Annotated in this window: 15 protein-coding genes and 1 pseudogene; 7 read left to right on the top strand and 9 right to left on the bottom strand. The window is 51.3% G+C overall.

Annotated elements, in window-relative coordinates; all coding sequences use genetic code 11:
* The 6 genes and pseudogenes from D889_RS15430 to D889_RS0110620 all read left to right on the top strand — a co-directional run.
* Positions 1 to 196 (top strand): annotated as a pseudogene (locus D889_RS15430) (group II intron reverse transcriptase/maturase); the annotation flags it as partial.
* A gap of 109 nt (positions 197 to 305) precedes the next feature.
* A complete protein-coding gene (locus tag D889_RS0110640) occupies positions 306 to 644 on the top strand; it encodes a lmo0954 family membrane protein (RefSeq protein ID WP_010632036.1) in 339 nt (112 codons plus the stop codon).
* 44 nt (positions 645 to 688) lie between these two features.
* On the top strand, positions 689 to 1330 hold the full coding sequence (locus D889_RS0110635; RefSeq protein WP_010632037.1) for a PspA/IM30 family protein: 642 nt from the start codon (positions 689 to 691) through the stop codon (positions 1328 to 1330).
* Positions 1331 to 1437: 107 nt separating this feature from the next.
* Positions 1438 to 2166, top strand: coding sequence for a cell wall-active antibiotics response protein LiaF (liaF, locus tag D889_RS0110630; protein WP_010632038.1), 729 nt, complete (start codon positions 1438 to 1440; stop codon positions 2164 to 2166).
* Positions 2163 to 3203 carry a sensor histidine kinase gene (locus D889_RS0110625; protein WP_010632039.1) on the top strand — a complete coding sequence of 347 codons (1041 nt, stop codon included), beginning with the start codon at positions 2163 to 2165 and terminating at the stop codon, positions 3201 to 3203. Before liaF ends, D889_RS0110625 begins: the two co-directional genes overlap by 4 nt.
* Positions 3200 to 3832: a LuxR C-terminal-related transcriptional regulator gene (locus D889_RS0110620; RefSeq protein WP_010632040.1), complete on the top strand. Its 633-nt coding sequence runs from the start codon at positions 3200 to 3202 to the stop codon at positions 3830 to 3832. Before D889_RS0110625 ends, D889_RS0110620 begins: the two co-directional genes overlap by 4 nt.
* A gap of 92 nt (positions 3833 to 3924) precedes the next feature.
* Here D889_RS0110620 and D889_RS0110615 read toward each other — a convergent pair whose 3' ends face one another.
* From D889_RS0110615 to mutY, 7 genes are all read right to left on the bottom strand, one after another.
* Positions 3925 to 5532 carry an ABC transporter substrate-binding protein gene (locus D889_RS0110615; protein WP_010632041.1) on the bottom strand — a complete coding sequence of 536 codons (1608 nt, stop codon included), beginning with the start codon at positions 5530 to 5532 and terminating at the stop codon, positions 3925 to 3927.
* 114 nt (positions 5533 to 5646) lie between these two features.
* Positions 5647 to 6546 carry an ABC transporter permease gene (locus D889_RS0110610; RefSeq protein ID WP_010632042.1) on the bottom strand — a complete coding sequence of 300 codons (900 nt, stop codon included), beginning with the start codon at positions 6544 to 6546 and terminating at the stop codon, positions 5647 to 5649.
* 18 nt (positions 6547 to 6564) lie between these two features.
* Entirely contained in the window at positions 6565 to 7569 is a 1005-nt protein-coding gene (locus D889_RS0110605; RefSeq protein ID WP_010632043.1) for an ABC transporter permease, read from the bottom strand.
* Between the two features lie 20 nt (positions 7570 to 7589).
* A complete protein-coding gene (locus D889_RS0110600; protein ID WP_010632044.1) occupies positions 7590 to 8558 on the bottom strand; it encodes an ABC transporter ATP-binding protein in 969 nt (322 codons plus the stop codon).
* Positions 8559 to 8573: 15 nt separating this feature from the next.
* Positions 8574 to 9545: an ABC transporter ATP-binding protein gene (locus D889_RS0110595; protein WP_010632045.1), complete on the bottom strand. Its 972-nt coding sequence runs from the start codon at positions 9543 to 9545 to the stop codon at positions 8574 to 8576.
* 176 nt (positions 9546 to 9721) lie between these two features.
* Positions 9722 to 9877 (bottom strand): gamma-type small acid-soluble spore protein, encoded by a 156-nt coding sequence (locus tag D889_RS0110590; RefSeq protein WP_010632046.1) that lies wholly within the window; start codon positions 9875 to 9877, stop codon positions 9722 to 9724.
* Between the two features lie 46 nt (positions 9878 to 9923).
* The gene (gene mutY, locus D889_RS14965) at positions 9924 to 11249 is read right to left on the bottom strand and encodes an A/G-specific adenine glycosylase (protein ID WP_010632047.1); all 1326 of its coding nucleotides are present in this window, start codon (positions 11247 to 11249) and stop codon (positions 9924 to 9926) included.
* A 124-nt stretch (positions 11250 to 11373) separates the two neighbouring features.
* On the opposite strand from mutY, the gene D889_RS0110580 reads away from it, so the two are divergent.
* Positions 11374 to 12360 (top strand): metal-dependent hydrolase, encoded by a 987-nt coding sequence (locus D889_RS0110580; RefSeq protein ID WP_010632048.1) that lies wholly within the window; start codon positions 11374 to 11376, stop codon positions 12358 to 12360.
* 60 nt (positions 12361 to 12420) lie between these two features.
* Here the strand turns inward: D889_RS0110580 and D889_RS0110575 are convergent, their stop codons facing one another.
* Positions 12421 to 12762 (bottom strand): YfhH family protein, encoded by a 342-nt coding sequence (locus tag D889_RS0110575; RefSeq protein WP_010632049.1) that lies wholly within the window; start codon positions 12760 to 12762, stop codon positions 12421 to 12423.
* Positions 12763 to 12784: 22 nt separating this feature from the next.
* A complete protein-coding gene (locus D889_RS0110570) occupies positions 12785 to 13600 on the bottom strand; it encodes a RecX family transcriptional regulator (protein WP_010632050.1) in 816 nt (271 codons plus the stop codon).
* Positions 13601 to 14097: the final 497 nt, after the last annotated feature.

Below are 14097 nucleotides of genomic sequence, written 5' to 3'. Positions count from 1 at the left end.
AATAAGGACCCGTTTCAGAAAACTCCGGAAGTTAGGGATGCCGGAAGCACAAGCCTTCACTTTCGCCAACACCCGTAAAGGGTACTGGCGGACGGCGCATAGCAAGACGCTCTGTTACACCCTGACGAATGAAAAGCTGGAGCATCTTGGACTGGTTAATCTTTCCAAGACACTCCAGCATATTCAGAGTGCTTAAGTTGTTGAACCGCCGTATACGGATCCGTACGTACGGTGGTGTGAGAGGTCGGAAATCGAAGATTTCCTCCTACTCGATTATGATGGAATCAAGGAAGGGAGGAAGAAACATGAAAAAAGTGATGCTGTTTATTCTCGGAACGATTCTGCTGATCATTCTTCTGACCCACATCGGTCCGATGATCGGCCTGCTGATCAGCCTGACGATCCTGTGGTTTGCTTTCCGGAAATTCATCCGGGCTGAATCCACAGGGGCCAAAGTCCTCTGGGTGCTGGTCGGGCTTATCGCCCTGTCCTTCTCGGTCGCCAATGTACCGGCAGTGATCGGCGCGGCCGCACTGATCGCTCTCTTTTACGTATACAAAGCCTGGAAAACCCGCAAAGAAGAGGAGCACGTGCAGAAAGACCCGTTCGACAACTTCGACAGACAATGGAAAGAATTCATGTAACCGGAAACGCGCGGCAATAAAACTAGCAAAAGGAGCGATACACAATGAGCAACCTTCTTACCCGAATTAAAGACTCCATTTCATCCGATATTAATGAACTGCTGGATCAGAAAGAGCAGAAAAATCCGATCGCCATGCTGAACCAGCATCTGCGCCTTTGTGAAAAAGAAGTGAAGCGGGTCCGTGATCGGATCGACCGCCAGTACCTTTTGAAAGATACCTTTATCCGGGAATATCATCAGGCCGCCGAAATGGCGGAAAAGCGCGGCAGGCAGGCGGAAATTGCCAGACAGGCCTCAGAGCAGGGGCTGCAAGAGTTTGCTCTGAAGGAAAAAGAAGATTACGCACAGAAGGCAGAACGGATCAAAGCAGCATTGGACAACTGCGTCCGGCAGCTGGAACAGCTTGAAGAGAAATTTGCGGACATGAAGCGCCGGCTGAAAGATATGTATCTGAAACGGATGGAACTGATGAGTCGTGAGAACATTGCCAGTGCCAACAGCCATATGGACCGCGTCATTCACCCCGGACAGGCTTTCGGACAGTCGTTCTCCATATTTGAAGAAAGTGAACTGTATCTGGAACGGCTTGAAAATAAGGTAAACACCGAAGATCAGCACAATACGATTGATGCCCGGATCAGACGGATTCAGCGCGAACTGAAAGCAAAGGGTCAGACGGACTGAACAATTTCCCGGTGAACAGGACGCAGGACAAGTTAATCGGTTAAAATAGGAAAAGGTGGGCGCACCTTTTCCATTATTGTACATATCGCCCCAGGGAAGTGAGCCCGATGTTCGATTCATTCAATAAGGATAAATACAGCTGGCTGCTGGTCATCGCGCTCCTGCTCGCGGTCATTCAGGTCACAGTGGCCGGATGGGGTTTTCTTTTCCCTGCCTGCCTGTTCGGATCAATGGTCTATTACGGGCGGAACCACCGAAAGAAACCGGCCGGCAAACTGATCCTCTGGATCGGTCTGTTCGGCCTTGCCCTGACTCTCCTGAGCCTGTTTGTCTTCAGGCTTGTGATTCTGGGCCTTGTCCTTCTGTTCCTTGTTGATTTCATACAAAAGAAGCGCCATCCGCTCCGGATCAGCCCGGATCCGGAGATACCGAATGCTGCGGCCGGGCACACGACCTTGCTGAACACTGTTCTGAGGAACAAATGGTTCGGTTATCAGAAGACGCCGGAACCGGAGTACCCGTGGCAGGATATCAATATTCAGACCGGAGCGGGCGACACAGTGATCGATCTCAGCCGGACAATTCTGCCGAAGAAAGGAGCGGTCATCTTTATCCGTCATCTGGCCGGCCGGATCCGTATTCTCGTGCCTTACGATGTCGGCGTATCCCTTCACTACTCCATCATGCTCGGGCAAATGAATTTCTTCGGCCGCTCAGAAGCGCGCCTGATCAACAAATCAGTCACCCTTCAGTCGGAAGGTTATGAAGAGGCCGGACAGAAAGTGAAAGTTTTCGTCTCGGCCGTTGCCGGCAGTCTGGAGGTGAAGCGGGTATGAGCGGCATCAAACGGCAAATCATCTCCGGAATCCTATTCTCGCTCTGTTTTCTGATCATTTTCTCAACACTCTATTTTCTTGTCTTTCCGCCGGGCAACTGGGAGCTGATCTGGACGCGGCAAGTCTGGCATCTTCCCTTCGCCCTTATCGTGCCGGCACTTGCCGCCTGCTTCGGCCTCGCCTCCGGTTTTCTGTCCGGTTTCTACTGGCGTTCGACGCTGAACCGGATCGACGACGCGCTCGCCGATTTGACGCAGGGCCGGCGGCAGGATCTGTCCCTGCTCTTGAAATCAGATGATACAAAAATGATCGGAAATAAACTGCAGGAACTTGAGCGCCAGGTGGAAGAGCAGGCGCAGCTCTCCCGGAAAATGGCAAGCAGGAAATCGGAAATCGAGGAGAAAGTGATTCAGAATGTTGTCTCTGAAGAGCGCAACCGCCTTGCCCGTGAACTCCATGATTCAGTCAGCCAGCAGCTCTTTGCCGCATCGATGCTGATGTCGACAATTAATGAGTCGCAATTGCCGGCGAATGACGCGCAGACCCGCCAGCTGCACCTTGTCGAAGAAACGATTCATCAGTCCCAGCTTGAGATGCGCGCCCTGTTTCTGCATCTCAGACCGGTACAGCTTCACGGGAAGGCGCTTAAGGAAGGGATGGAGGACCTGCTCGGCGAACTGCGGCAGAAAGTGCCGATGACGATCAACTGGACGATTGAGCCGATCCGTCTTGAGAAAGGGATGGAAGATCAGTTGTTTCGGATTCTTCAGGAATCCGTATCTAACACCCTTCGTCACGCCAAAGCTTCGACACTGGATGTCCTGCTGATCCGGCGGGATGGCCTGGCGATCATGCGTATTTCCGATGACGGGATCGGCTTCAGGCGGGATCAGGACAAGCCGGGGTCGTACGGACTGATGAACATCCGAGAACGGGCTGCTCAGATCGGCGGACAGCTCAGGCTCGTCAGTGTGCCCGGACAGGGAACAAGTCTTGAGATTAAGGTTCCCATTCTGAAGGGGGAAGAACTGGAATGATTCGAGTTATCTTCATCGATGACCACGAAATGGTGCGGATCGGCGTTTCTGCCTACCTGTCGTCTCAGCCGGACATTGAAGTCGTCGGCGAAGCGGCAAATGGACAGGAAGGCGTTCCGCTCGCTCTGAAGCTCCGTCCGGATATCATCCTGATGGATCTGGTGATGGCGCCAATGGACGGCATTGAAGCCACGCGAACAATCATCAAATCCTGGCCGGAAGCGAAAATCATCGTCGTCACCAGTTTTCTTGATGACGACAAGGTCTATCCGGCCATTGAAGCCGGAGCCGCCAGCTACCTGCTGAAAACCTCAAAGGCCAGTGAAATTGCCGATGCCATCCGTGCTACCTATCATGGCCGGTCCGTGCTCGAACCTGAGGTCACTGAGAAAGTGATGGCACGGATGAAGAAAGGGCATGCTGCAGCACCGCATGAAGAGCTGACCCGCCGCGAGATGGAGGTGCTTCTGCTCGTTGCCCGCGGGAAGACCAATCAGGAAATCGCAGACGAATTATTCATCAGTCTCAAAACGGTAAAAGTTCACGTCAGCAATATCCTCAGCAAGCTCGGTGTTCAGGACCGGACTCAGGCGGTGATCTATGCCTTTCAGCACAATCTCTGCCGCTGAGCCTTAACCGGACATGGTTAAAAAGCTGAAATAGAAAAGCCCGTCGGAGTGATACCGACGGGTTTTTCGATCGTAATTCAATTCAGATCAGATCATTTAATCGTTACTGCATCAAACGGTTCTGTGCCGGTCGGGCTCGGTTTGTAGTTGCCGATCGTGCTCTTGCCGACGAGAACAGGGTTCGCATAAACGAGCGGTACCCAAGGCGCATCCTGATGCAGGATGACCTGAGCCTGGTTATACAAAGCGACACGCTTTGCATCGTTCGTCTGAGACTGCGCAGCAATCAGAATATTGTGCAGCTTGTTGTTCGAATAGAATGAGAAGTTATTCGAACCGATGGCATCCTTATCCAGCAGCGTGTACAGGAAGTTGTCCGGATCACCATTGTCACCGATCCAGCCCATCATGTACATCGGCGCGCCGCCCTTGGTCAGCTTGTCAATATAAGAGGACCATTCAACCGAGACGATTTTAACTTTGACGCCAATCTTACCGAATGTCGACTGAACCGACTGAGCGACATTCATCGGTTCCGGCATGTAATCACGCGGGTTCGACATCGTATAAAGAGTGGTCGAAAAACCTTTTGGATAGCCGGCCTGCGCCAAAAGTTTCTTCGCTTGTTTCAGATTGTAAGCATAAGGCTTGATGCTCTTGTCGTAACCAAGAAGGCTCGGCGGCATCGGGTTGACGGCCGGTTGTGCCTGACCGTTGTAGAAGGCTTTAACAATACCGGACTTGTCGACCGCCATGTTCAGTGCCTGACGAACCTTGACATTGTTGAACGGTTTCATCGTGACATTGAAGCCCATGTAGGCAATGTTCATCGGCGGACGTGAGTAGACTTTGAGCTGGCTGTTGCCCTTCAGACCGGCAACATCACTCGGGTTCACGCCGTCCATCAGATCAATTTCACCATTCTTCATTGCGTTCAGACGGGAACTGTTATCCGGGATAACTTTGAAAATCAGCTTGCCGATCTTCGGCAGACCTTTTTTCCAATAGTTCTTATTCGCCTGCAGGGTAATCGTGTCGTTGCGTTTCCAGTTCTTGAATACATATGCGCCTGTGCCGACCGCAGCTGTAGTTCCGTAGTTTTTACCGTATTTCTTGATCGCGGCCGGACTCGAGATGGCGAATGGAGACATCGCGAGGTTCTTCAGGAACGGTGCCGACGGGCGTTTCAGCGTGAAGACAACCGTGTTGGTATCCGGTGCCGTGACGCTCTGGATGACGAGTCCCTTATCACCTGCATAGCCGCCGAACATCGACGGGAAGTAAGCAAATTTACCTGAAGCCTTGCCGTTCATCCAGCGTTCGAAGTTATAAACAACCGCTTTGGCATTGAACGCCGTACCGTCCTGAAATTTAACGCCTTTTTTCAGTTTGAACGTATACGTTTTGCCGCCGTTGGTGATTGTCCAGCTGGTTGCCAGGCTTGGTTTGACATTGGTACTCTGATTCGCATAGTCGTAAGAAACCAGCGTATCAAAGATGTTTTGTGTCACACGGAACGATTCACCGTCCGTTACAACCGCCGGATCCAGTGACGTAGCATCGGCACCACGGCCGAAGATCAGTGTCTTGGCCGCTGCCTGACTGCCGGAAGATCCGCCGGAAGCGCCGCCGCATCCGGTCAGGGCCATTGCCAAGGCAAGGATCAAGGCAACAGCTGCTGTTACATACCTTTTCTTCAAAACATTTGCCCCCCTGTATCTTTATGTAAGATGTAAGGAAATTTCACATCTTAATAATTGTACCCCATGATCAACAATTCTACAATCTGACAAAAAAAATTTTTCGAACCGGATTCAGTTTTTCATCCTTGGATCAAGGGCATCACGCAGACCGTCGCCCATCAGGTTGAATCCGACAACCACAAGGATGATGGCGAGCCCCGGAAAAAGAACGGTCCATGGTGCATTGGTGATATACTGCCGGGAACTCGAAAGCATCGTGCCCCATTCCGGCTGCGGCGGCTGCGCGCCCATGCCGAGAAAACCGAGACCGGCCGCGTCCAGAATCGCAGTGGCAATATTCAGCGTCCCCTGAACAATAATCGGAGCGAAGCTGTTCGGAAGAATATGATTGAAGATAATCCGGGTATTGCCCATGCCGATCGACCGGGCCGCCATGATATACTCCTCTTCCTTAACCGTCAGCACACGTGCACGCACCAGTCGGCCGAACACCGGCACATTGACGATCGCAATGGCTACCAGTGCGTTATTCAGTGACGGACCGAGAACAGCGACGATCGCAATCGACAGCAGGATGCTCGGAAAGGCAAGAAGAATATCAAAGAACCGGGAGATGACCGTATCGATAAATTTACCGAAATAGCCGGCGGCAACACCGAGCAGGGTACCGACAATAATCGATCCGATGACAGCGAAGAAGCCGACACGAAGGGAAAGCCGGGAACCGTAGATGATCCGGCTCAGGATATCCCTGCCGAAATCATCGGTACCAAGCCAGTGACTTGCGGATGGCGGCTGAAGGCGAATGTTGATATTTTGATCATTGATCCCCTGCGGTGCAATGAATCCGGCAAACGCAGCCATCAGAATAAAAAACAGGACAATCACCGCACCGACGATCGCCGGTTTATTCTTTCGGAATGATTTCCAGAATTCCAGTAAATTCCGAACAAACGGCCCTTTTTCTTCTTCCGCGGGCTGAACCGCGGTATTTTGCTCGGACTGTGGCATCTATTTTCCCTTCCTTCATTAGCGATATTTGATACGCGGATCAATCAGACCATACAGCAGATCAGTGACAAAGTTGACCATTACGAACAGAAAAGCGATCACCAGAATACCGGACTGAATCACCGGATAGTCGCGGTACTGGATCGCATTGTATACGTAGAGGCCGATGCCCGGCCAGCCGAAAATCGTTTCGGTCAGGATCGCACCGCCAAGCATCAGGCCGGTTTGCAGACCGATGACTGTAAGAATCGGAATGAAGGCATTCTTCAAAGCGTATTTGTAGACGATCAGGCCCATCCGTTCGCCTTTTGCCTTTGTCGTCCTGATGTAATCCGATTTAAGCACTTCCAGCATGCTGGACCGGGTCATCCGGGCAATGATGGCTGTCGGGATGGTCGCCAGCGCAATCGCCGGCAGAATCAGATGGCGGACGACCATCCAGAACTGACTGAACTGGCCTTCGATCAGTGTATCAATGAGATATAAGTTGGTTATCGGCCGGACTGTGCTGACAATATCCAGGCGTCCGATCGACGGCAGCCAGTTCAGCTTGACGGAAAACAGCCACTGTTCCAGCAGACCGAGCCAGAAAATCGGCATCGACACACCGATCAGCGCGAGAATCATCGCCGAATAATCCAGTGCCGAATTCTGTTTCCAGGCACTGATAATGCCGGCATTGATCCCAACGACAACGGCAATGACCATCGCGACAAACGACAGTTCAATCGTTGCCGCCAGATGCGGCCAGATCTCCCTGGCAATCGGCATGTTGTCCTGAATAGATGTGCCGAGATTGCCGCTGAAGATATTCTTCAGATATGTAAAATATTGAATATACCAGGGCTGGTCAAGCCCGAGTGCCTGATTGAGATTGTGAATGGCCTCAGGTGTGGCTTTGGTGCCCAGAATCGTCTGGGCAGGATTTCCCGGGATCGCATGAATGATTCCAAAAACGATCAGCGTCATGCCGATCAGTACGGGAATCAGCATCAGCAGACGTTTAATTGAATACGAAAGCATCGTTCTCACCCCTTTTTGCTTCAGTCATACAGATGGCAGGAAACCAGCCGTCCGTCTTCCGTTTTTTTCAACACCGGCACTTCTTTCGCGCAAATGTCCATTGCAACAGGACAGCGGTCATGAAAGGGGCATCCGGCCGGCGGATGCGCCGGACTCGGAACGTCCCCCTTGAGGATGATCCGGTTCGTCTTATTATCCGGATCCGGAATCGGCACTGCGGACAAAAGCGCTTTGGTATAGGGATGTTCCGGATGATCGTATAATCGCTCACTGTCCGAGATCTCGACAATCTTGCCGAGATACATCACGGCAACGCGATTGCTGATGTGCCGGACAACACTCAGATCGTGAGCAATAAAGATGTATGTCAGATTGAATCGTTTCTGGAGATCCTGCAGCAGATTCAGTACCTGAGACTGAACCGAAACGTCAAGGGCAGAAACCGGTTCGTCGGCAATGATCAGTTTCGGCCGGACGGCAAGCGCCCTGGCGATACCGATCCGCTGCCTCTGCCCGCCGCTGAACTGATGCGGATAGCGTTTGGCATAATAAGCGCTCAGACCGACGAGTTCAAGCAGTTCGTCAACCCGTTTTCTGCGTTCACTGCTGTTTCCCATATGGTGCACAATCATCGGCTCTTCAATAATCCTGCCGACCGTCTGACGCGGATTCAGCGAAGCAAACGGATCCTGGAAAATCATCTGAATATCCTTACGGGTCCTGCGCATCTCGCTCTTCGAAAGATTCAGGATGTCTTTTCCCTCAAAGAAAACCTTCCCTGCCGTCGGCTCGATCAGCCGCATGGCCATCCGCCCGGTCGTTGATTTTCCGCAGCCGGACTCGCCGACGATGCCGAGCGTTTCCCCTTCATTGACTGAGAAGCTGACGCCGTCGACGGCACGGACCGTTTCACTCACTTTTCCTAAGAGTCCGCCTTTAATCGGAAAATATTTTTTCAGGCCTTCTACTTTAAGCAGCGGTTCGCTCATATATGGAACTCCTTTCTACGCGTCTTCCCGATGCAGGAAGCAGCGTGATTTGTGTCTGTCGCCGGTCAGCTCAGGCTCCGCTGTCCGGCACTTGTCCATGACATAAGGGCAGCGCGGTGCGAACAGACAGCCCTTCTTGATCGAACCCGGTTTCGGGACACTGCCCTTGATCGTATAAAGGGTATCTTTTTTAGAAAACAGATCCGGAATCGAACGGATCAGCCCTTCTGTATAGGGATGTTCCGGATGATTGAAAATATCCCGGACATCCCCCTGCTCAACGACTTTGCCGGCATACATAACAACGACGCGCTTGCATACCTGGGCAACAACGCCCAGATCGTGAGTAATCAGAATGATCGCCGTATGCGTCTCGCGGTTCAGCTTCGCCATCAGGTCGAGAATCTGCGCCTGGATAGTGACGTCCAGCGCCGTCGTCGGTTCATCGGCAATCAGCACCTTGGGATCACAGGACATCGCAATGGCGATCATCACTCGCTGGCGCATCCCTCCGGAAAGTTCATGCGGATATTCCTTGAGCAGTTCCCTGGCACGCGGCAGGCCGACCATCTTCAGCAGATCAACGGCACGCGCTTCAAGATCTTTTTTCGGCATCTTTTTATGTAGACGAATGGCTTCGGTCAGTTGTTCGCCAATCGTAAAGACCGGATTCAAAGAAGTCATCGGTTCCTGAAAGATCATGGCAATATCGTTACCGCGCAATTTGCGCATCCGGGATTCCTTTGCGTGGCTGATATCTTCCCCTTTATAGAGAATCTGTCCACCGACAATTTTCCCGGGAGGCGACGGCAGCAGCCCCATGATTGAAAGCGACGTGACACTTTTCCCGCATCCGGATTCGCCGACAAGTCCGAGGATTTCGCCTTCTTTAACTGAAAAAGTGATCCCGTCCACGGCCGGGACTTCGCCGTCATCGGTGAAAAAAGAAGTTCTCAAGTCCTTAACTTCCAAAATTGAATCAGCCAAAAGGTTGCACCTCCTTCTATGTCACATGTTATAACATTTAAAGAACAGACAAAACGTTACAATGTTTGACCGGGTCTGTCAATACACAAATTCTGCCGGTCCGAAGGTGACGGACAAAAAAATAAAGCGCTTCGGCTTCTTATATCGGCCGAAACGCTTTATTCATGTAAAGGTGATTACTGTTTGTTCTGTTGCGACTTCTGATTCTGCTGACGGACTTCCTGAGCATTCGTTTCTTCAGCGAATTCGTTGCTGAACTGTCCGTTCTTCGACTGGGCATTCTGCTTCTTCACTTGTTCCACATCTGTACCCGCATTCGTCTTCTTAGCCATTGAGTATCACCTCCACGGCTTATAATCTTGCCAACTTTTCCGGATTTTATGTACCCCGGTTTTCATTTATCCATTGGATCACTTTTTGATGGGGCACAGGAAACGGCAGCTCTGCCAGATCTTCGAGAGTGAGCCATCGCCGCGTTTCATCCATTGTCTCCGGAATACGGCAGGTTCCTGAATAAAGCGTCAGTTCCCAAATCAGGTGGGAGAAACGGTGCGTGCAGGAAAAATTCTCTTTTCTGAGGCGGACTGACTGGCCGGATATCTTTTCTGCAGCTTCAGTGAACGCCGCCTTCTTCGTGCCGGGTACCATCGGAAACTGCCACATGCCGGCGAGCAAACCTTTCTCCGGGCGTTTTTCGATCAAAAAATTTCCCTTTTCATCATGGAGCAGGAGAATCGCGTAGCCCTTCGCCACCGGACCGGCTTTCCTGCTCTTCACCGGATACTCCGACTGAACCCCTTCTTTATAAGCCCCGCAAAATTCGCGCACCGGGCACACGGGACAGAGCGGGTTCCGCGGTCGGCAGATCAGTGCGCCGAGGTCCATCAGGCTCTGGCTGAACGCCCGTGGATCGGCTTCGCGGATCAGCTCCTGCACGATCTGTTCGAACTGCTTTTTTGTTCCTGATTTGGCGATATCCTCGTCGATGAGGAAAATCCGCGACATCACCCGCATGACATTGCCGTCGACCGCCGGTTCCGGTTCATCAAAAGCAATGCTGAGCAGGGCACCGGCCGTGTATGGACCGATACCGCGGATCGACAGCAGCTGCTTTTTGTCGTCCGGAAGCCGGCCATGATACTTTTCAGCCACCTCGCGGACACCGCTCTGCAGATTTCTTGCCCGGGAATAGTACCCGAGTCCTTCCCAGCTCTTCAGCACGCGCTCTTCCGGCGCGTCCGCCAGCGCCCGGATCGTCGGGAACCAGTCAATAAAGCGCTGATAGTACGGGATTACCGTATCCACCTGCGTCTGCTGCAGCATTACTTCTGAAATCCATATATAATAAGGATCTTTTGTCTTCCGCCAGGGAAGGTCCCGCCCATTTTCATGAAACCAGCTCAGAAGATCATGATTAAATTTCCTGATTTGCGAAAAATCCACCGAACACACTCCAGACATCAGAGAACTTTTTAGGAAAGCTCCGGCACTGTTAATTTGTGCTGCGGGCGTCCGCTTTTCGCGGGTAATCCGTGAGCCTCTTCGCTCGTTGCACTCGCTGTGAGGCCGGAAGGCTTGCTGCTCCCGCAGGAGTCTCGCGCCTTCCACGCCAATCAAAGCAGCGGCAAAAATCAGCAATGCTGTTTGGCAGAGCTTTCTGGGAAAAAGTCCGCCTGCCAGGACTTTGAAAAGGATCAGACACATCTGTAATTATTTTTATAACATTTTCAGCGTCTGACTCTTCCATTATGCCTCATTTTATGCCAAAATGTAAAAGTATACAGATGTATTGATGCCAAGTACGTCTAAGGAGGATATCTGTATTAATATGGATACAGCCACGCATATTGTGATGGGTTTCGGTCTGGCCGGTCTTGCAACGCTTGACCCCGCAGTTGCCGGTGATCCGGCGACATTTCATGCGGTGATGATCGGTGCTGTTACAGGATCTGTCATACCTGACATTGATACGGTACTCAAGCTGAAAAATAATGCGGCGTACATCCGCAATCATCGGGGTATTACCCATTCGCTTCCGGCAACCATGCTCTGGCCGTTTGCCATTTCGGCACTGGCACTGGCCTTATCGCCGCAAGTGAATGCCGCCCATATTCTGCTCTGGACCGCCATAGCGGTTGCACTTCACGTCTTCGTCGATATTTTCAATGCCTACGGCACACAGGCGGCGCGCCCGCTGACGAACCGCTGGGTTGCTCTCGGCACGATCAATATTTTTGACCCATTTATCTTCTGTCTCCATTTAATGGGGTTCATGATCTGGCAAACCGTCGGGCATCCTGGCGTCACTTTTGTGACGATCTATATCGTGCTCACTGCTTATTATGTCCTTCGCGGCATTCAGCATCACAAAATGGTTCAGTTCGTCCGTAAACAGTTGCCGGATCTGACGAAAGTTTATCTTTCGCCGACGATGCTGTGGGCCCACTATCACGTCGCAGCGGAGAGTCATGACCGCTATTATGTCGGCAAACTTGAAGGCCGCCGGCTGATTCTGATTGATGCATTCGACCGCGTCCCGGTAGATCACGAGAACAAGCTGATTCAAATGGCTTCAAGAGACAAAAATGTTCGCGCATTTCTTTCCTTCTCGCCGATCTACCGCTGGACGATCTATGAACGGAACGGACACCATGTGATCCAGTTTACTGATCTTCGTTATTATTCGAAGGGCTGCTATCCGTTCACGGCAACCGTATGGCTCGGACAGGATATGCACATCGAAAGCTCGTTTACCGGCTGGGTCTTCAGCGAACAGAAACTGATTAAGAAACTGGCATTTGCCCAGACCAAATAACCGATTCATTCAATAAAACGCAGCTCGGTTTCAACACTGGAAACCGAGCTGCGTTTTAGTTTACTTCTCCCGACAAGTTGTGCCGTTCCCTGAAGGTTTCTTTATTTTCTTCAGCAGAGAAATAGGAAACGCCTGCAACTTACCGCCGGACGAGAACGTTCCCCAGGCCATCGTCCCTTTCAGCTTAACCAGGGTGAACGGACGATCCTGAACGAGGTAAATACGACCCGGACTGAAGCTTTCCGGATCCATCAGATAAGCTTTTGCCATATCAATTTTCCGTTCATAGACGGCCAGTTCATTAACCATGCCCATCTGCTCTGCTTTTCGGGCATGATCCGTAAACTCTCCGATTTTCTGAGTCAGTTCATAAGGCGACATTTCACTGAAGCGGCGTTCCATCAGCCGCACCTCCCGTCTTCATTTAATGGTTCCCGCTCGTATGGCCGTCCAGATAGGATTGAATCTCTTCGGCTGGAAATCCTTTTCGGTAAAGATAGGTTTTCACTCTCTGGATAAAATCGATTCCTGTGAATTTCTTGAATTTCTGCATCGCTTTTTCGCCCTGATAGGCCAGTGCACTCTTCTCGTTTTCTGCAAGAAAGGGCTCAATCTCGACAATCACCTGATCGGAGATTTTCCGTGAATAGCCCCTTTGCATCAGCAGCCTGGAGAGAACCTGCCGTGCTTCAGCAGACGATTTTTTATTTTTCACCGATGCGGTTTGCTTGGCCAGGTATTTTCGCGCATGCTCCAGCTGATCGTCTTCCGGGAACAGGGTCTCCGACAGCGCTGCATACTCCTGTGAAACCCCGGCCTGAAGCAGCTCCCGATAGATCAGCTTCGGTCCTTTTGTCGACAGTTTCATCCGCGTCCGGATAAAAGATTCGGCGAATGCGTGATCGTCCAGTACACGTTCTTTCTTCAGCCGCCGGACGGCAAAGTCAATTTGGGCCGGGCTGTAGTCTTTTTTCTCCAGATAGTCCCTCATTTCATGCACACTCCGCATCCGAAATGCAAGATACCTCAGTCCGGCATGATAGGCATGGATGCCCGCTGCTTCCTGCCGAAGGCCGTCCAGCTGGAGCCCTGAAAGGATCTGGCCTTTATGCAGTTCATAGCGGACAAGCACATCTTCGTGGATCCGGAGCGTCACGCTTTGGCCGTCATCCCCCGTCACCTCTACTTTAAAAGATTCTTTTTCTTTATCATCCGTCCTGATCGCGGTGATCACCGGCATCCGGCTCATCCTCCCGTTAATAAATCACTGTCAGCCTGCTCATTCTATTTTACCAGACTCTGCGGCGGACCAGGTACCGGTCATCGCTTACCCGGCCGCCAGGTTTTCTTACATTATACATTAATCCTCGCAGACCTTTGTCGAAAAGATCCATCTGCCGTCGATTTTAAATTTACTATTCTGAATATGTGAGGACAACTGTTTTGTAATTGTCAATAACTCTGTGGATATGTGGATAACTTTCCCCAACCCTTGCCCGGCCTGATGATCGCGAAAAGTCGGATGGTGTATAATTTTGTAGATAAATTTTGGACTGCCGGTGGATTATGTGCATAAGTCGTTGATAAAGCGGCCAAATAAGGCCGGATCCATGTCAAGCATGTGGATAACTCTGTGGATTGTGTGATTAACTTTTTTTACGACAAATTAACAACTTTTTTTCATAATCAGCCTTGTTTCTTTCTATTGGGTTCGTTATTCTGTCTGCAGTAAATGAT

This window comes from Sporolactobacillus vineae DSM 21990 = SL153, assembly GCF_000377985.1.
Classification (GTDB): Bacteria; Bacillota; Bacilli; order Bacillales; family Sporolactobacillaceae; genus Sporolactobacillus; species Sporolactobacillus vineae.
Note: the sequence above shows the minus strand (reverse complement) of the source record. Positions and strands in the feature narration are given on the sequence as shown.

Coding starts and splice junctions, on each gene's coding strand:
- D889_RS0110590 (WP_010632046.1), bottom strand. CDS start 9,877: ATGGCTAAGAAGACGAATGCGGGTACAGATGTGGAACAAGTGAAGAAG.
- D889_RS0110580 (WP_010632048.1), top strand. CDS start 11,374: ATGGATACAGCCACGCATATTGTGATGGGTTTCGGTCTGGCCGGTCTT.
- D889_RS0110575 (WP_010632049.1), bottom strand. CDS start 12,762: ATGGAACGCCGCTTCAGTGAAATGTCGCCTTATGAACTGACTCAGAAA.
- liaF (WP_010632038.1), top strand. CDS start 1,438: ATGTTCGATTCATTCAATAAGGATAAATACAGCTGGCTGCTGGTCATC.
- D889_RS0110620 (WP_010632040.1), top strand. CDS start 3,200: ATGATTCGAGTTATCTTCATCGATGACCACGAAATGGTGCGGATCGGC.
- D889_RS0110600 (WP_010632044.1), bottom strand. CDS start 8,558: ATGAGCGAACCGCTGCTTAAAGTAGAAGGCCTGAAAAAATATTTTCCG.
- D889_RS0110625 (WP_010632039.1), top strand. CDS start 2,163: ATGAGCGGCATCAAACGGCAAATCATCTCCGGAATCCTATTCTCGCTC.
- D889_RS0110610 (WP_010632042.1), bottom strand. CDS start 6,546: ATGCCACAGTCCGAGCAAAATACCGCGGTTCAGCCCGCGGAAGAAGAA.
- D889_RS0110635 (WP_010632037.1), top strand. CDS start 689: ATGAGCAACCTTCTTACCCGAATTAAAGACTCCATTTCATCCGATATT.
- D889_RS0110570 (WP_010632050.1), bottom strand. CDS start 13,600: ATGCCGGTGATCACCGCGATCAGGACGGATGATAAAGAAAAAGAATCT.
- D889_RS0110640 (WP_010632036.1), top strand. CDS start 306: ATGAAAAAAGTGATGCTGTTTATTCTCGGAACGATTCTGCTGATCATT.
- mutY (WP_010632047.1), bottom strand. CDS start 11,249: ATGTGTCTGATCCTTTTCAAAGTCCTGGCAGGCGGACTTTTTCCCAGA.
- D889_RS0110605 (WP_010632043.1), bottom strand. CDS start 7,569: ATGCTTTCGTATTCAATTAAACGTCTGCTGATGCTGATTCCCGTACTG.